13 protein-coding genes and 1 pseudogene are annotated in these 17,483 nt (G+C 72.1%); 3 read left to right on the forward strand and 11 right to left on the reverse strand.

Annotated features, from left to right (window positions below):
• Positions 1 to 31: 31 nt before the first annotated feature.
• Positions 32 to 519 (forward strand): annotated as a pseudogene (locus tag VSH64_RS06295) (transposase); the annotation flags it as partial.
• 260 nt (positions 520 to 779) lie between these two features.
• Here the strand turns inward: VSH64_RS06295 and VSH64_RS06300 are convergent.
• On the reverse strand, positions 780 to 1,727 hold the full coding sequence (locus VSH64_RS06300) for a cold-shock protein (protein WP_407655634.1): 948 nt from the start codon (positions 1,725 to 1,727) through the stop codon (positions 780 to 782).
• A 222-nt stretch (positions 1,728 to 1,949) separates the two neighbouring features.
• Here VSH64_RS06300 and VSH64_RS06310 point away from each other — a divergent pair, with 222 nt between their 5' ends.
• A complete protein-coding gene (locus tag VSH64_RS06310) occupies positions 1,950 to 2,138 on the forward strand; it encodes a hypothetical protein (protein WP_326834525.1) in 189 nt (62 codons plus the stop codon).
• Between the two features lie 28 nt (positions 2,139 to 2,166).
• The gene (locus VSH64_RS06315) at positions 2,167 to 6,342 is read left to right on the forward strand and encodes a carboxypeptidase regulatory-like domain-containing protein (RefSeq protein ID WP_326834526.1); all 4,176 of its coding nucleotides are present in this window, start codon (positions 2,167 to 2,169) and stop codon (positions 6,340 to 6,342) included.
• 82 nt (positions 6,343 to 6,424) lie between these two features.
• Here VSH64_RS06315 and VSH64_RS06320 read toward each other — a convergent pair whose 3' ends face one another.
• The 10 genes from VSH64_RS06320 to VSH64_RS06365 are packed head-to-tail and all read right to left on the reverse strand — an operon-like array spanning position 6,425 to position 17,390.
• A complete protein-coding gene (locus VSH64_RS06320) occupies positions 6,425 to 7,591 on the reverse strand; it encodes an acyl-CoA dehydrogenase family protein (RefSeq protein WP_326834527.1) in 1,167 nt (388 codons plus the stop codon).
• Between the two features lie 30 nt (positions 7,592 to 7,621).
• Complete coding sequence (locus VSH64_RS06325) at positions 7,622 to 8,278, reverse strand: GntR family transcriptional regulator (RefSeq protein ID WP_326834528.1); 657 nt, start codon at positions 8,276 to 8,278, stop codon at positions 7,622 to 7,624.
• A complete protein-coding gene (locus tag VSH64_RS06330; protein ID WP_326834529.1) occupies positions 8,271 to 10,487 on the reverse strand; it encodes a penicillin acylase family protein in 2,217 nt (738 codons plus the stop codon). The genes VSH64_RS06325 and VSH64_RS06330 overlap by 8 nt, the downstream gene beginning before the upstream one ends.
• A complete protein-coding gene (locus VSH64_RS06335) occupies positions 10,484 to 11,449 on the reverse strand; it encodes an ABC transporter ATP-binding protein (RefSeq protein WP_326834530.1) in 966 nt (321 codons plus the stop codon). The genes VSH64_RS06330 and VSH64_RS06335 overlap by 4 nt, the downstream gene beginning before the upstream one ends.
• The gene (locus VSH64_RS06340; RefSeq protein ID WP_326834531.1) at positions 11,449 to 12,402 is read right to left on the reverse strand and encodes an ABC transporter ATP-binding protein; all 954 of its coding nucleotides are present in this window, start codon (positions 12,400 to 12,402) and stop codon (positions 11,449 to 11,451) included. Before VSH64_RS06340 ends, VSH64_RS06335 begins: the two co-directional genes overlap by 1 nt.
• Positions 12,395 to 13,240 (reverse strand): polysaccharide deacetylase family protein, encoded by an 846-nt coding sequence (locus tag VSH64_RS06345; protein ID WP_326834532.1) that lies wholly within the window; start codon positions 13,238 to 13,240, stop codon positions 12,395 to 12,397. The genes VSH64_RS06340 and VSH64_RS06345 overlap by 8 nt, the downstream gene beginning before the upstream one ends.
• Positions 13,237 to 14,031: an SDR family NAD(P)-dependent oxidoreductase gene (locus tag VSH64_RS06350; RefSeq protein WP_326834533.1), complete on the reverse strand. Its 795-nt coding sequence runs from the start codon at positions 14,029 to 14,031 to the stop codon at positions 13,237 to 13,239. Before VSH64_RS06350 ends, VSH64_RS06345 begins: the two co-directional genes overlap by 4 nt.
• On the reverse strand, positions 14,028 to 14,882 hold the full coding sequence (locus tag VSH64_RS06355) for an ABC transporter permease (protein ID WP_326834534.1): 855 nt from the start codon (positions 14,880 to 14,882) through the stop codon (positions 14,028 to 14,030). The genes VSH64_RS06350 and VSH64_RS06355 overlap by 4 nt, the downstream gene beginning before the upstream one ends.
• Complete coding sequence (locus VSH64_RS06360) at positions 14,879 to 15,868, reverse strand: ABC transporter permease (RefSeq protein ID WP_326834535.1); 990 nt, start codon at positions 15,866 to 15,868, stop codon at positions 14,879 to 14,881. Before VSH64_RS06360 ends, VSH64_RS06355 begins: the two co-directional genes overlap by 4 nt.
• A gap of 1 nt (position 15,869) precedes the next feature.
• The gene (locus VSH64_RS06365) at positions 15,870 to 17,390 is read right to left on the reverse strand and encodes an ABC transporter substrate-binding protein (protein WP_326834536.1); all 1,521 of its coding nucleotides are present in this window, start codon (positions 17,388 to 17,390) and stop codon (positions 15,870 to 15,872) included.
• Between the last annotated feature and the right edge of the window lie 93 nt (positions 17,391 to 17,483).

Below are 17,483 nucleotides of genomic sequence, written 5' to 3' on the forward strand. Positions count from 1 at the left end.
GTCACTGGCGCGGCGTGGTCCGGGTGGGCGGCCCCGGATCGATGACCGTGGCGCGCTGGAGGGGATCTTGTTTGTGCTCGACACCGGCTGCCGCCGGCGAGACCTACCCGCGCAGCTCGGATGCGGTTCCTGGCACACCGCGTGGCGGCGGTTACGTGAGTGGCAGGACGCCGGTGTGGGACCGGCTGCACCAGCTCGTGCTGGCCGAGCTGTCCACCATCGACGAGCTCGACTGGACCAGAGGCTGCATCGACGCGGTGTCGGTGCGGTCCGAAAGGCGACAAGGGCTACGACTGCCGCCGCTGCCGCCGCTACCCGACCCGCCGCGGTATCAAGGTCCGTATCGCCCGGCGCGGGATTGAGGGCAAGTCCCGCCTCGGCCGGGTCCGCTGGGTCGCCGAACGCACCATCTCCGGGCTGCTGCGGTTCACCCGCCTCGGGCTGCGCTACGACCGGACCGAACGCACCACGCCGGCGCTGCTCACGCTGGCCTGCACCGTGATCAACGTCCGCCGGCTCCTGAAGATCGAGCTCGGCGACCAGGTCCAACGCATCCCTTCACTCGTGTGGGATACATCGGTGGCTCTGTGTCGTCGGGTGGGGGTGACTGGTGAGCTTCTGAGCGCGGAGCAGGTCCTCGGGTCGGCACGGGGCCCCCGTCACCACGAGGGAGATCGATCTCCTGGAGGAGGCTGCAGCCCCGTTGCCGACGGCACCATCGACGGGGATGAACGAGCACTCTCGTCGGGAAGTGATCAGCCATCGGTGGGGCCGCCTCTTCAGAGGCGTTCGATGCGGTCGGCCTGCGGGCCCCGGTCGCTCTGCCGCACCGCGTACCGGACCCGGTCGCCCTTCCGCAGCGGCTCCGACCCCATGATCACGGACGCGTGGGCGAAGAGATCGTCGCCGCCCGCGTCCGGGGTGATGAAGCCGAAGCCGCGGTCGTCGTCGTAGCGCGCGACGACGCCCTCGCCGCCTCGTACGGGCACGTCCCGCGCCGCCGGCCCCGCGGCCGCGGCAGGTGCCGACCGCTGCGGCGCCGTCGGGGGCTCGGCGCCCCGGACCAGGTGCACGTCGCGGGCCTGCGGGCCCTTGTCTCCACTGGCCACCTCGTAGGCGACGCGGTCGCCCTCCGCGAGCCACGTCAGCCCCTCGGCCAGGGCCCGGGCGTGAACGAAGACGTCCCCGGCGCCGGAGTCGGGGTTGATGAAGCCGAAGCCTTTGTCCTCGTCGTACCAGGCCACCGTGCCGTCGGCACCGTCCGCGATACCGGCCGCAGCGGGTGAGCCGGCCCCTGCTCCCAGCGGGATCACGTGCCCGGCCTGTGGGCCGCGCTCGCCTTCGACGATCAGGAAGGCCACGCGTTGCCCCTCGGCGACCACGCCGCCGGTCACGATGGCGGAGCTGTGCACGAAGATGTCGGCGCCGCCGCCGTCCGGCGACGCGAAGCCGTACCCCTTGCCCGGCTCGTACCAGTTGACGGTGCCGAGCAGGCCCACGGCGCTGCCGGTGGCCGCATCGGCGGTGACGCGAACGCGCAGCGCCTGGGGCCCGCGGTCGTTCTCGCCGGCCTCGAACTCGACGGCCTGACCCTCGCGGAGCAGTTTCGCGCCGCCGTCCCCGACGATCTCGGAGGCGTGCACGAACACGTCCGGCGAGCCGTCCTCGGGCGCGAGGAAGCCGAAACCCCGTTCGGCGTCGAACCAACGGACGGTCCCTTGCGGCATCAAAGTCTCCAGGTCGAGAGGGCGGGCACTGGCCCCCAGTCTCTCTGACAGACCTCCGGTCCGTCGGGCCGGGCCCACCGACGGGCGGTGGGGAGCCAGGGCCGGCCGTCGGTTCACCCGGCGACACGCCGAGTTTTGAGACCAGGACCAAACAACCGCGCGGCTCAGATTAGGTCATCCGCCCAATCGCGAACGGAGCGTGCGCGCCCCGATACTTCGCCGGTGAACGCGACGAGACCCGGCGATGACCGGCCGGTGGACGGCACCGTGCCTGTCCCGTCCGGCGCGGGCACGGATCCCCACCCCACCATCGCGGATCCCGCCGACGCCGTACCCGCGGCCGGCGATCGGTCCGGCCGGGCAGAAGACGAGGGCGGGCGCGACCTGCCCGCGGGGTACGAACCCCTGTGACTGCCCGGGCGAACGGAAAGGCCATCCCTTGAGAGTCCCCCGGGGGCGCCTGCTGGCGCTCATCGTCCCGGTGCTGGCCGGCTTGGCGCTGGTCGTCGGCACCACGCAAGTCGGCTCCACGCCGTCCATCGCCAGTCCCTCCACCGCCAGTCAGAGCAGCACCCAGGACAGCGCGGCCAAGACCGTGCTCGACGCCGCCGCCACGTCCGGCGACGCGAAGCCCGCCGCCACCGCCAAAGCCACCCAGACCGCCAACGGCAAGACCGCCGCGAAGGCGCCCACGGCGCTGTACGCGCCGACCGGCTGCAACCCGGCCAAGCCGAAGCCGCACACGGTCACGTGCAACTCCCTGTTCAAGGCGGGCAAGGACCTGCGCCCGCTCGTGAGCAACGCCGGCCCGCTGCCGGATTCGCTGGGGCCGGCCGACATCCGGGCCGCCTACGACCTGCCCGACGGCGGCGCGGGCAAGACCGTCGCGATCATCGACGCGCTCGGTGACTCCCACGCCGAAGCCGACCTCGCCGTGTACCGCGCGCAGTACGGCCTGCCGGCGTGCACCACGGACAACGGCTGCTTCCGCAAGGTGGACCAGAACGGCGGCGTGAACTACCCCGCCGACGACGACGGCTGGGCGCAGGAGACCGCGCTCGACCTCGACGCCGTGTCGGCCGCCTGCCCCGCGTGCCACATCCTGCTCGTCGAGGGTGCTTCCACGAGCCCGTACGACATCGTGGTGGGCGTGGACACCGCCGTGCGCCTCGGCGCGAAGTTCATCTCGAACTCCTACGGCATCGACGGCGAAGACCCCGAAGAAGGCACGCTCGACTCGCACTACAGCGTGCCGGGTGTCGCGATGGTCGCCTCCACCGGTGACCACTCCTACGGCCTGCAGGACTGGCCCGCCGCCAATCCCGACGTGGTCGCCGCGGGCGGCACGAACCTCTACCGCGACCCGGCGAACCCGCGCGGCTGGAGCGAACAGGCCTGGGATGGCGCCGGGTCCGGCTGCTCCCCGTACGAGGCGAAACCCGAGTACCAGCAGGACCTCGCCACCGGCTGCGCGAACCGCGCCATCGCCGACGTCTCGGCCATCGCCGACCCGGCGAGCGGCTTCGCGATCTACGACTCCGGCAAGTCCGGCGGCTGGGGCCAGGTCGGCGGCACGAGCCTGTCCTCGCCGCTGATCGCCTCGATGTTCGCGCTCGCCGGCGACCCGCGCCCGGGCACGAACCCGGCCACCTACGCCTACTTCAACCACGGCAACGACCTCTACGACGTGACCGAGGGCAGCAACGGTTCGTGCGCCGCGGCCCCGGTGCTGTGCACCGCCGGCCCCGGCTGGGACGGCCCGACCGGCCTCGGCTCGCCCCACGGCGTCGCGACGCTGGCCTACACCCCGCAAGGCACGGTCGCCGGCCACGTGAAGGACACCACGGGCGCGCCGATCGCCGGCGCCACCGTGACGGCCACCGGCACGGTCTCGGGCAACGTCTACCACGCCACCACCGACGCGCAGGGTGCCTACCACCTCGCCATCGCCGCCGACTCGTACCGGATCGCGGTCACCCGTTTCGGCTACGAGAACGGCGGCAGCGAGCTGTCCATCGTGGACGGTCAGCAGGCGAGCGCCGACTACGCCGTGGCCAAGATCGCCACGCAGACGGTGTCCGGCACGGTCACCGACGGCTCCGGCCACGGCTGGCCGCTGTACGCGAAGATCACCGTGGACGGGTACCCCGGCGGCGCGATCTTCACCGACCCGTTCTCCGGCCGCTACAGCGTCGACCTGCCCCAAGGCGGTGACTACCAGCTGCACATCTCGGCCGTGCAGCCCGGTTACGCGCCGATCGACCGGCAGGTGAGGGTCGCCGGTTCGAGCGTGCGGCAGAACTTCACCGCCACCGCCGATCAGCAGGCCTGCAGCGCGCTCGGGTACGGCCACGCCGCGCTCACGAACTTCGAGGGCTGGCTCGGCTCCACGGCGAAGGACGGCTGGACGATCACCGACGCCGCCTCGCCCGGCTGGTCGTTCGACAACGGCCTCGAACTGTTCAACTTCATCGGCACCGGCAACTACGCCATCGCCAGCCCGATCACCCGCGACGGCAAGGCGGAGGACACCGAGTTCGAGTCCCCGGTGCTCGACCTGAGCAGCGACCTCGCTCCGGCGCTGACGTTCGGCGGGCTCTATGTGCCCGACGGCGACAGCGTGTTCGACACCGACCTGTCGCTCGACGGCGGCAGCACCTGGACCACGCTGGCGCACCACACCACGGATCTCCTGCAGACCCAGGTGTCGATCCCGCTGCCGCAGGCCGCGGGCAAGGACAAGGTGCGCGTGCGGTTCCACTTCACCGGCGCCGGCAACTCGCTCGCGGAGCTCGACGACGTCGTGGTCGGTTCGTGCACCCCGACCGAAGGCGGACTGGTCGCCGGTGTGGTGACCGACGCCAACACCGGCGAGGCGCGCAACGACGTGACGGTGGCGGACTCCGCCACCGGCCGCTCGGCCGTGAGCGGGCCGACGGCCGACGACGCGGCTCTGCCGGACGGCTTCTACGAGCTGTTCGACACCACCGGGGCGCACCGGTACACGGCGAGCGCACCGCGCTACACCTCGCCGGCCCTGTCGCTGACCACGGCGCTGAACTCCGTGGCCCGCAAGGACGTGAAGCTCAAGGCGGGGCAGCTCGCGGTGGGCTCCACCGGGATCGCCGTGACCAAGGCGATGGGCCAGGTCGCGAACCAGACGGTGAAGCTCACCAACACCGGCACGGCGCCGGTGCACGTGTCGCTCGGCGAGCACGTGACGGGCTTCACCGCGGTCGACCCGTCGGCCGCGGCGAGCTGGCAGCCGATGGCGAACGTGCCGGAATTCACCTACCAGAGCGCGCTCGGCGGTTACCAGGGCAAGGTCTACAGCGCGGGCGGCATGCCGATGCACATGCTCGTCCCGTCGGCCCGCAGCTACGTGTACGACCCGGTCACGGCGGGCTGGTCGTCCATCGCGGACATGCCGGAGCCGGTGATGCGTGGCGCGGCGGCGTTCCTGAACGGTTCGCTCTACGTCGTCGGCGGGGCCGGGCTGCCCGGGATCCTGTCCACGACCTACGCCTACCACCCGGGCACGAACACGTGGTCGCGGATGGCGGACCTGCCGGCCAAGCTCTACGGCAGCACCGCCGCCACCCTCGGCGGCAAACTGTACGTGGTCGGCGGCTGCCTGAGCGTGTGCGGCAAGGACCCGGTGAAGTCGGCGTTCGTCTACGACCCGGCGCACAACTCCTGGTCGGCGCTGCCCGACTACCCGGAGGCCGAGAGCGACGCCGCCTGCGCCGGCATCCACGGTGAGCTCGTGTGCGCCGGCGGCTACCTCGGCGGGGTCACGAACATCAAGTCGACCTACGTGTTCAAGCCGGGTGCCACCGCGTGGACGAAGGTGGCCGACGCGCCGTACGAGGTCTCGCAGATGGCCTACAGCGGGGCGAACGGCCGCCTGCAGCTCGCCGGTGGCGAGACCGGTGCCGGCACGGTCGTGTCCCAGGCCGGCGAGACCGCGCACACCATCGAGTACGACCCGGTGAGCGACAAGTGGTCGTCGCTGCCGGACCTGCCCCAGGAGTACTACGGCGGCGGCCGCGGTGCGTGCGCGCTCTACCAGGTCGGGTCCTTCGTGCCGGCCCTGCGCACCACGGCGATGCTGCCGGGCTACGACCAGTGCGGTGACGACGACGCCGGCTGGCTGTCCGAAGGCAGCACCGAGCTGGACCTCGCCCCCGGCGCCACCGCGAAGGTCGCGGTGACCGTCGACTCCGGCAAGGTCACCCAGCCCGGCAAGTACACGGCCGCGGTGGCGATCGACACGGACTCGCCCTACACCGTGGCGAACCTGCCCGTGTCGCTGCAGGCCACCCCGCCCAACGCGTGGGGCGAGCTCTCGGGCACGGTCACCGACACCGCGTCGGGCGCACCCGTGGCCGACGCCACCGTGCAGGTCTGCACGATGGTCCACAACGGAGTGTGCGGTGAGGTGTCCTACACCTTGAAGACCGACGCGACCGGCCACTACCGGCTGTGGCTCGACAAGGGCTACAACCCGCTGATGGTCACCTACGCGGCCAACGGTTACCAGCCGCAGTTCCGGCAGGTGAAGGTGAAGGCGGGCGCGGCCACGGTCACGGACGTGACGCTGCCGAAGATCTAGGCGCACCAAGGGAAAGCGGCCCCGCCGGGAAACCGTCCGGGCGGGGCCGCTTTCGTGTCCGGTACGTGCTGCACAAGACTGCTCAGTACGACTTCGGCAGCCCGAGCACGTGCGTGGACACGTAGTTGAGCACCATCTCCTGGCTCACCGGCGCGATCCGCAGCAGCCGGGCTTCCCGGAAGTACCGCTCCACGTGGTACTCCTTGGCGTACCCCATGCCACCGAGGGTCTGCAATGCGCGGTCGGCGGCCTGGAACCCCGCGTCGGCGCAGAGGAACTTGGCCATGTTGGCCTCGCGGCCGCAGGACAGGCCTTGGTCGTAGCGCCAGGCGGCGTTGCGGGCCATCAGCGCGGCGGCGTCGAGGCGGGTCTGCGCCTCGGCGAGCGGGAACGCGATGCCCTGGTTCTGCCCGATCGGCCGGTCGAACACCACGCGCTCGCGCGCGTAGGACACCGCGTGGTCCACGGCGGCGCGGCCCAGGCCGAGCGCTTCGTGGGCGAGCAGGATGCGTTCGGGGTTCAGGCCGTCGAGCAGGTACTTGAAGCCCTGGCCTTCCTCGCCGATGCGCGCCGACGCGGGCACCCGCAGGTCGTCGATCGCGACCTCGTAGGAGCTCACGGCGTTGCGGCCCATCTTCGGGATCGGGTTCAGCGTGATCGCGGTGGGGTCGACGTCCACGAGGAACAGCGACATGCCGTCGGTGGGCCGCGCGACCTCCTCGAGCGGGGTGGTGCGGGCGATGAGCACCATCTTCTGCGACTGGCCGGCCTTGGTGATCCAGACCTTGCGGCCGTTGATCACGTACCCGGCACCGTCGCGGCGGGCGAAGGTGCGGATGCGCGTGGTGTCGGTGCCGGCGTCGGGTTCGGTCACGCCGAAGCAGACGTGCAGGGAGCCGTCGGCCGCGGCGGGAAGGATTTCCTCGCGCAGCGCGGCACTGCCGTGTTTCACGATGGTGTTGAGGCCGAAGATCGTGAGGTGCATGGTGCTGCACCCGTTCATGCCGGCGCCCGACGCGGCGACCTCTTCGAGCAGCAGCGCGGCTTCGAAAATTCCGAGCCCACCGCCGCCGTACGCCTCGGGGATCGCGATGCCGAGCCAGCCGGCGTCGGCGAAGGTGCGGTAGAACTCCCACGGGAACTCGCCCTCGGCGTCGCAGCGCGCCCAGTAGTCGTCGGGGAACTTCGCCGCCAGCTCACGAGCGCCGCGGCGCAGTGCTTCCTGGTCTTCGGTCAGCCCGAAGTCCACGGCTGCCCACCTCCCTGTGTCGATCTCGGACTACTCCGGCAGCGCCGCCTCCAGCGCGCGGATGACCTGGGCGACGTGGCGCCGCGTCGCCTGTTCCGCGGCCGCCGTGTCGCCGGAGCGCAGGGCGTCGAGGATCTCCTGGTGCTCGTCGAGGCTGGCCTCGGGCCGGCCCGGCACGGTGATCGTCACGTTCTGGCCCAGCTGCAGCTGCGCACCGAGCAGGTCGGCTATCGCGAGCAGCCGCCGGTTGGCCGAGCCCTGCCAGATGAGCGCGTGGAACTCGCGGTCGAGCTCGGCGTAGCGCGGCACGTCGTTCGCGGCGAGCGCGGCGTGCTGGCCGGCGACGAGGTCGGTCAGCCGGCCGAGCAGCTCGGGCGGACGCGTGCGGGCCACGTCGCGGGCGGCCAGGATGTCGACGGCCGAGCGCAGCTCGTAGATGTCGCGCATGTCGGCCACGCTCAGCTCGGCCACGAAGTAGCCCGAATGCCGGCGCGCCACCAGGAAACCCTCGCGTTCGAGGATCGCCAGCGCGGCCTTCACCGGCGTCGGCGAGATGCCGAGGCGCTCGGTGAGCGGCCGCACGGTCACGCGTTCGCCGGGCAGCAGCTCGCGTTCCAGCACCGCCTCGCGGATCGCCCGGTACGCGGTGCGGACCAGGCTCGCCGCTTCGGTCGGCTCTTCACTCACCGCTGCGGGGCTCCTCTCGTCGGTGTGCCGCCGGGGTCGGCATCGTCGGGGTCGGGGTCATCGGGACGAGCTCGTGCCGTTGCCACGAGGTCAGCTGATCAGAATAGTGCGGGGACCCGGGTGAGCCGGACGCTCCGCCGGGAATCACCCACCCGGCGGCGTCGAGGTCGGCCAGGTCGAGCACCTGCCGGTACACCGACAGGTTGGTGATGGCGAAGCGCGAGCCCGGCGCCCAGCCGTACGCGCCGTTCTGGATGGTCTCGTTGTCGCCGCCGAGACCCACCTCGGGCGGGTCGAACTCGGGCCCGACCACGAGGTGCAGGGGGTGTTTCGCGGCCGTGCGGTGCACTTCGCCCCACGGCTTCAGCCCGGCCTCCTGCGCTCGGCGCCAGCCGGCGGCCAGTGCGTCGGCGAGCAGGTCGTCGCTCAGCGCCGCGGCGGGGCAGGCGCCCTCGAGCGGCCAGGTCAGGCTCGCGAACCAGCGCCGCAGCACCACCGGCATGCCCGGGAGCACGGACTTCATCAGCCACGCCCGCGCGTCGGCGCCGATCTGCTCGTCCAGCGCCCGCTGTGCGACCTCGCGGCGGAAGCAGGCGTGGACCAGGCCGGTGGTCCCGGCCGGTCCGAGGTCGCCCTCGCCGGCCACGAGCACCTCGCGGGCGCGCTCGGCGTCGCCGGTGAACGGGCCGCGCCCGGCGAGCAACCCGGCCCAGCGCCGGGCCGCCACCGAGGTCGTGTCGCCCTGCCACTCGCGCATGGTTTCGGCGGTGGCGTGGTCGGTCGCGGCGGCCAGCTCGTGGATGCGCTCCGAGCGGTAGGAGTCGTTGATCGCGTGCGACACGAAGGGCCGCACGTCGGCGGTCACCGTGTTGTTCGAGGTGACGATCAGGTCCTCGGCCGGGTCCTGGATCCGCGGCATCTCGGCGAACGGCACGCGGCCGCGCCAGCCGAACTCCGGTGCCCAGCCCGGCACCGGCACCTGCGTGGCGGCGAGGCGGTCGCGGGCCGGGAGCTGGCCGCGCAGCACGTAGCCGAGGTGGCCCTCGACGTCGGCGGCCAGCAGGTTGTTGACCGGGTCGACCCAGCCGTCCTGGGCGTCGAGCAGGGTGGGCACGTCGGCGGCCACCAGCATCTCGCGCAGGATGCCGAACTGCGTGCAGGCGCCGTCGGTGGCGGTCCAGCGCAGCGACAGCGCCGCGCCGCTCGCCGGGTCGCCGTGCACGACCGGTCCGTTGGGCGTGAGCCAGCAGCGCTCCACGCGGTCCTCGCCGTCGCGCACGTGGATCACTTCGTCGCGCACCGACGCCGGCGCCCAGCCGTCGGCGGTGCGCACCTGCTCGCCGTCGAACTCCTCCACGTAGAGGTCCTGCGCGTCGGCCGCCGCGTTGGTGATCGCCCAGCCGACGCGGCCGTTGTGGCCGAAGTGCGGAAAGCCCGGCAGGCCGGGGAACGTCGCGCCGGACACGGTGAACTCCGGGCAGCGCACGTGGGCCTGCCAGTAGGCGTTCGGCACGTCCAGCGCGCGGTGGGAGTCGTTGGCCAGCAACGGTTTCCCGCTCGCGGTCCGACTGCCGCCGAGCACCCACGCGTTGGAGCCGCCTTCGGCCTCGCTGAGGAACCCGAGGTGCTCGGCCGCCGCCTCGACGTCGTCGCGCGCCTGCTCGAACAGCTTCGCGCGGGCCTCGCCGACCCGGCCGGAGGGCGGCACCGTGACCCGCATGCCGGGCAACGGCTTCGGGTCCAGCTTCGCGGCCACCTCGGCGCCGGCCTTCGCGCGCAGCACGGCCCGGGCGATCTTGTACTGCCACACGCCCATCAGCACGTGGCGGATCTTGAACATCAGCAGCGAATCCCGCGGCGTCCACGGCTCCCACCCGATGCCGCCGCGCTCGTGCTCCACCCCGGTGCCGTGCTCGTCGACCCACGCGTTGACCCCGGCCGCGTACGCCTCGAAGGTCGCGAGCGTGGCCGGGTCCATGGCCGCCAGGTCACGCTCGGCGGCGTCGGTCAGGCGCAGCCGGCGCGCGAGCCGGTCACCGGCCAGCGCCGGCGCGCCGATCACCTCGGCCCACCGGCCGCGGGCGCGGCGGCGGTCGTACTCCAGCTGCCACAGCCGGTCCTCGGCGGCGGCGCGGCCGAGCTCGAACCAGGCCTGTTCTTCGGTTTCCGCGACGATCGACGGGATCCCGTGGCTGTCCCGAGTGATCATGCGGCCCCGACCCGCGCGGTCTCGGCGTAGTGGCACGCCGCCGCGCGCGTGTCCGCGAGCGGGCGCAGCGCGGGATCCTCGGTGCGGCACCGATCCGTGGCCAGCGGGCAGCGCGGGGCGAACGAGCACCCGCCGGTGCGCGCCATCGCGCTGGTGGCTTCGCCGACGCCGGTCACCGGGTCCTCCCGGTCGCGCTCCCGCACGCGCGGGCGAGGCGCGGCGGCGAGCAGCAGCTGCGTGTACGGGTGGCGCGGGTCGGCGAACAGCTCCTCCGTGTCACCCTCTTCCACGATCCGGCCGAGGTACATCACGGCCACGCGGTGCGCGAGGTGGCGCACCAGCGCGAGGTCGTGGCTGATGAACAGGTAGGTGATGCCGCGCTCGTCCTGCAAGCGCCGCAACAGGTTCACCACCTGCGCCTGCACCGAAACGTCCAAGGCGGACACCGGCTCGTCGCACACGAGGAACTCCGGGTCGAGCGCGATGGCCCGCGCGATCGCCACGCGCTGGCGCTGCCCGCCGGACAGCTCGTGCGGATACCGCTGCGCCAGCTCGGGCGCCAGCGTCACGGCTTCGAGCAGCTCCCGCACGCGGGCGTCGAGGTCACCGCGAACCTTGTGCACCCGCAGGGGTTCCGCCACGATCTGGCCCACGGTCATGCGGCCGTTGAGCGAGTCGTACGGGTCCTGGAACACCGGCTGCATCGTGCGCCGCAGCTCGCGCAGCTCCTTCTTGCCGATCGAGTGCACGGCCTGGCCGGCGACCTCGACCGCGCCTTCGTCCGGGCGTTCCAGCGCGAGCAGCAGCCGGCCGGTGGTCGACTTGCCACAGCCCGACTCGCCGACGAGCGCGAGCGTGGTGCCGCGCTGCACGCGCAGGCTCACGCCGTCGACGGCCGCCACCGTGCCACCGCGCACGGCGTAGTTCTTCACGAGTCCTTCGGCGACCACGAGATCCGACATCACGCCACCTCCTGGGTTTCACGGTTCACCGGGTGCCAGCAAGCGACACCCTCGAGGAGCGACGGGGCCGTGGCGCAGGTGTCGTCGGCGTGGTCGCAGCGGGGCCGGAACGGGCAGCCCTCGATCACCGCCCCGACGGCGGGGACCTGCCCGGGGATGGTGGGCAGTTCCCCGCTCGCCGGCCGGTCGGGATCGGGGACCGACCGCAACAGAGCCGCGGTGTACGGGTGGCGCGGGGCTTCGAGCACCTCGCGCACGGTGCCGGTCTCCACGACCCTGCCGGCGTACATCACGGCGACGCGATCGGCGATCTCCGCGACCACACCCATGTCGTGCGTGATGAACAGCAGTGCCGTGTCCTTGGTGCGCTCGCGCAGCAGCGCCAGCACCTGGGCCTGCACGGTCACGTCGAGCGCCGTGGTCGGCTCGTCGGCGATCAGCAGCTCGGGGCGGCCGGCGAGCGCGATCGAGATCATCACGCGCTGGCGCATGCCGCCGGACAGCTCGTGGGGCATCTGGCGCGCGCGGGCCGCCGCGTCGGTGATGCCCACGGACTCCATCAGCTCCACGGCCTGGCGCAGCCGGGCCGAGCGCCGCATCGGCGTGTGGATGGCCAGCACCTCGGCGATCTGCGTGCCGATCCGCGTGGTCGGGTTGAGCGAGCTCATCGGGTCCTGGAAGATCATCGCGGCGCGAGTGCCGCGCAGGCGCCGCAGCTCGCGGTCGTCGCGGCCGATGAGCTCCGTGCCGGCCAGCGTCGCCGAGCCCGACACCCGCGCGGCGGCGGGTTCGAGGCCCAGCAGCGACAGTGCGGTGAGGCTCTTGCCGCAGCCGGATTCTCCGACCACCGCGAGCGTTTCGCCCCGGCCGACGGTGAGGTCCACGCCGCGCACGGCTTCGCGCCCGGCGCCGAAGGACACCTTCAGGTTCTGCACTTCCAGCAGCTCAGTCATGACCGGGCCTGCCCAACTCTTCGAGGGGGACTTCGTATCCGGTGCCGTGCTCGCGGTGGTGCGTGGCGAGTTCACCGGCGGTGGGGGTGGCCAGCCGGTCGTCGGCGACGACCGGGGCGAGCAGCGCCTCCAGGGCGGCCACGCGGGCGGGCCGGCCGGAGAGCCACGGGTGGACGGTGATCATGCACAGCGAGCCGAGCTTCTTCGCCGCCGCGATCTCGGCCGACCAGCCGGCGAGCACCTCGGGGGTCGTCGCCGGCGGACGCGGATCACCGCCGACGTAGCGGTAGTAGGGCGCGTCGTCGGTGGCCCAGTCCACCGGGACCTCCACGATCCCGTCGACGAGGTAGGGCCGGTCCTCGCCCATCAGCGAGCTGTCGTAGGTCACGCCGAGCTCGTGCAGCACCGGGAACACGTCGGTGGTCATGTCCCAGCTGGGGGAGCGGTAGCCCACGGGCCGCTCGCCGGTGATCCCGGCGAGCGTGTCGGCGGCGCGGTCCAGCGTGCGGTGCAGCTCGTCGCGGGTCAGGCCGGTCGGGGCTTCGTGGCACCAGCCGTGCAGCGCCAGCTCGTGGCCGCGGTCGTGCACCTCGGCCACCTGCTCCGGGTACTTCGCCGCGATCCAGCCCGGCACGAACACCGTGGCGCGCAGGTGCAGGTTGTCCATCATGGACAGCAGGTTGCGGATCCCGCGCCGCGGCCCGTAGCGCCGCTGCTCCAGCTCGCCGACCGACACCGGCGGGTTTTCCCTGGTGCGCCACAGGTGCGGGGATTCGCCGTCGAAGTCGAGCGTGAAGCACACGGCCGCGCGGGCGCCGCCGGGCCAGGGGTAGGTCACGACGCACCTCCCGGGGTGGTGGGGGAAGGTGCCGGCGTGAAGTCGCCGGCGGTGCGTCCGCCGTCGACGTCGAGGGTGGTGCCGGTGACGAACGACGCGGCGCTGGAACAGAGCCAGAGGATCGCCGACGGTGCGTCGCCCGGCCCGGAGGTGCGTCCGAGCGGGATCGCCCGCCGCATCTTGGCCACGTGCTCCTCCGGCAGCTCGCTGACCTCGCTGCCGGGGGCGAAACCCGGGCCCACGGCGTTCACGCGGATGCCGGCCTCACCGGTCTCCAGCGCGAGCGAGCGCGTGAGCATTTCCAGCGCGGCCTTGGTCGCCGAGTACACGCCGCCGGTGCGGGTCGGGCGTTTGGCCGCGCCGGAGGACAGGTTCACGATGGCGCCGGGGGTGCCGGTGCGGGTCATCGTGGCGATCACGTGCCGCGCCAGCTGATACGGGGCGAAGACGTTCACGGCGAAGATCTGCTCCACCGTCTCGCGGTCGGTCGTCGCCACCGGGGTGCGCGGGTAGACGCCGGCGTTGTTCACCAGGATGTCGGCGCTCGGCCAGCGCTCGTCGAGCGCGGCGAGCAGCTCGGCGGTGCCGGCGGCGGTGCCCAGGTCGGACACCACCGCCTGGCCGCCGAGCCGCTCGGCCAGGTCGTGCACGGGCCCGGGCCGGTTGTCGGCCAGCAGCAGGTCGGCGCCTTCGGCGTGGAACGCCTCGGCCGTCCAGGTGCCGATCAGGCCGGCCGCGCCCGTGATGACCACGCGCTTGCCGGTGAACTCGCCTCGGTAGTCGGGGATCATGCGGCCTGCCTCGTCATCCGTCGAAGGAGCCGCGGGCGCGGCAGCTCGGCGCGTTTGGCCGGGTCCAGCCGGTCGCGGGCCGCGTCGCCCAGCAGGTTCACGGCCAGCACGAGCAGGAACAGCGCGATGCCCGGGAAGGTCGCGAGCCACCAGGCCGACGCGATGTACTGCTGGCCGTCGGACAGGATCGAGCCCCACGACGCGGTGGGCGGCTGCACGCCGAGACCCAGGAACGACAGCGAGGCCTCGTAGATCACCATCAGGCCCAGTTCGAGCGTGGCGACCACAATGGACACCGGCAGGACCTCGGGCAGCACGTGCCGCAGCACGATCCACCACGCCGGCGCGCCCGTGGCCGTGGCCGCGCGGACGAAGCCGCGGCCGCGGGCCTGCAGCGTCGCCGAGTGGGCCACGCGGGCGTAGCGCGGCCAGCGCACGAGCGCCAGGCACACCACCACGTTGAGCAGGCTCGGCCCGAGCACCGCGACCACGAGGATCGCGAGCAGGAAGAACGGCACGGAGAGCACGATGTCGACCAGGCGCATGATCACCGCACCGAGCCAGCCGCCGCGCCACGCCGCGAGCACACCGAGCGCGACGCCCACCACGGCGCCCGCCACCACGGCGCCGATCGCCACGAGCAGCGACACCTGGGTGCCGTAGATGACGCGCGAGAGCACGTCACGCCCGAGCGCGTCGGTGCCGAGCCAGTGGTGCGCGCCCGGGGGCAGCAGCCGCTGCGCGAGCGTGACCTTGTCGGGGTCGAACGGCGCGAGCACCGGGGCGAACACCGCCGCCAGCACGTAGATCGCCAGCACCACCAGGGGAATCAGGATCGCCCGCCGCTTCATGCCGCACCTCCTCGGGCACCGGTGGCGACGCGCCGGTCGATCACGCCGTAGAGCAGGTCGGTGAGCAGGTTGATCACGATGTACACCGCCGAAGCGAAGATCACGATCGCCTGCACCACCGGGAAGTCACGCGCCGACACCGACTGGATCGTGAGCTGCCCGATGCCGGGCCACGCGAAGATCACCTCGGTCACCACCGCGCCGCCGAGCAGGTTGGCCAGCTCCAGCGCCGCGACGGTGAGCACCGGGATCGCGCTGTTGCGCGCGAGGTGGCGCAGCACCAGGCGCGTGGTGCTCGCGCCCTTGGCCCGCGCCGTGCGCACGTAGTCCTGCGAGAGCTGTTCGAGCACCGCGCCCCGCGTGACCCGCGCGATCGCCGCCGCCGAGAGCGAGGCGAGCGTGACCGCGGGCAACACCAGGGAAAGCGGCCCGTCGTACCCGGTCGAGGGCAGCCAGCGCAGGGCCACCGAGAACACCAGCACCAGCAACAGGCCGGTCCAGAACGCGGGCATCGCCTGGCCGACCAGCACGATCGGCATCAGCACGCGTTCCTGCCAGCGGCCGCGTTTGAGCGCGGTGATCACGCCGACCACCACGCCGAACACCACGGACAGGATCAGCGCGGCCACCGCGAGGTTCGCGGTGTAGGGCAGCCGCTCGGCGATCAACGCCGTGGCCGGCCGGTTCTGCACGTAGGAATAGCCGAGGTCGCCACGCACCGCGTTGCCGAGGAAGGAAACGTATTGGTGCCACAGGGAATCACTCAGCCCGAGCTGTTCGCGCACGCGCTCGATGTCCGCCGCCGTGGCGCCTTCGGGCACGAGCAGGCGCGCCGGGTCACCGGAAAGGCGCAGCGCGAAGAACACGATGGTGGTCACGCCGAACAGCGCGAGCACGGCCTGGCCGAGCCGCCCCGCGATGTAGCGGGGTGTCGCCGGCACGCTCCTCGTCCGCCGCCGGCGGGCGGGCACCGCGAGAGCCGTCATGTCAGCTCACCTTCATCTGGTCGAGGAACAGGCTTTCCGACGCGTCGGGGGTCCACTGCAGACGCGAGTTCGCGCCGTACACGGCGTAGGCCTGGAAGAGGCCGATGCCCGGCAGGTCCTGGTTGAGCAACGCGAACGCCTGCGAGTACAGCTTGGTCCGCTGCGCGGGGTCGATCGTTTCGCGCGCCTGCTCCACGATCTTGTCGAAGTCCGGGTTGCTGTAGGAGCTCCAGATCTCGCCGGTGTGGAACAGCGGGTAGATCACGCCGTCGGAGTCGAGGCAGGAGCACGACCACTTGCCGAACCGGATCGAACCCCACTCGTGCGACGGGTCCTGCACCTTCTTCAGGTACGTCGCCTGGTCGCTGTTCTGGATCTCCACCTGCAGCCCGACGGCGGCGAGGTCACCCTGGATCGCCTGCACCACCTGCGGGTCGAACGACGGCGAAGTGGCCATCACCAGCTTCGCGCCGACCGCGTGGGCTTGCTGCAGCAGCTTTTTCGCGTCTTCGGGATCGTGACGGTTGTTCGGCAGCGCTTTGTCGTAGCCGAACGCGAGTGGCGTGGCCATCGAGTTGATCGGCTTCGCGTAGCCGCGCTGCAGGTTTTTGATCAGCGCGTCGTAGTCGATCGCCTCGGCGATGGCCTTGCGCACCCGCGGATCGTCGGTGGCACCACCCTTGATCGTGTTGTACGCCAGGTAGGCCACGCGTTCGGTGGGCGTGGACAGGATCGCGAGCGTCGGGTCGCGGCGGATCTGGTCGGCCGCGTCGGGCGTGAGCGTGGTGGCGAGGTCGACCTTGCGCGACTGCAGGTCGGCCACGCGGCTGGCCACGTTCGGCACCGCGCGGAACACGGCCGTGCGGATCTGCGGGGCCGGGCCCCACCACTTCGGGTTGGCCGCGAGCACGACCTCCGACCCCGCCGTGGCCGACTGGAGCAGGTAGGGGCCGGACCCGATCGGCTTCACCGCGAACTGCTTGTCGCCGACGCGCTGCACGTAGGCCTTCGGCACCACCGAGAGGGTGGTGAGGTAGCTCAGCAGCGTGGGGGAGGGCACGGAGGTGTGCACCACGAGGTCGCCGCCGTCGGCGGTGGCCTTGTCGATCACGGAGAAGTTCGCGTACTGCTGGCTGGCGAACTTCTTGTCGAGAATGCGGCTGATCGAATACGCCGCGTCCTCGGCCGTGAGCGGGCTGCCGTCGCTGAAGGTCACGCCGGGGCGCATCGTGAAGCGCCAGGTGCGCGGGTCGGTCTGCTGCCACTTCGTGGCGAGCCACGGCACGACCGCGTTGGTCTTGGGATTGCGGCGCAGCAGCTGGTCGAAGATGTTGCGGTACACCGAATACGTGTCGGTGTCGTACTGCTTGCCGGGGTCCAGTGTGGACGGGTAGTTGGCCGTGTCGATCGTGATGGTGCCGGGGCCGCGGCCCGCGCTCGCCGGCTGGATACCGCACGAGGCGGCACCCAGGGCGAGGGCAGTGGCCAGGAGGAGCGCCGCACGGAAACGTCGTCGGTTCATGGGCTCGATCCCTGTCAGATCGCTCGCTGGGGTGGGGACGGGGGTGAACGCGGGTGGATCAGATCCAATCCGGTGGAGCGGGTCGGGGGCCGG

The organism is Amycolatopsis rhabdoformis (assembly GCF_035918295.1).
GTDB classification, from domain to species: Bacteria; Actinomycetota; Actinomycetes; order Mycobacteriales; family Pseudonocardiaceae; genus Amycolatopsis; species Amycolatopsis rhabdoformis.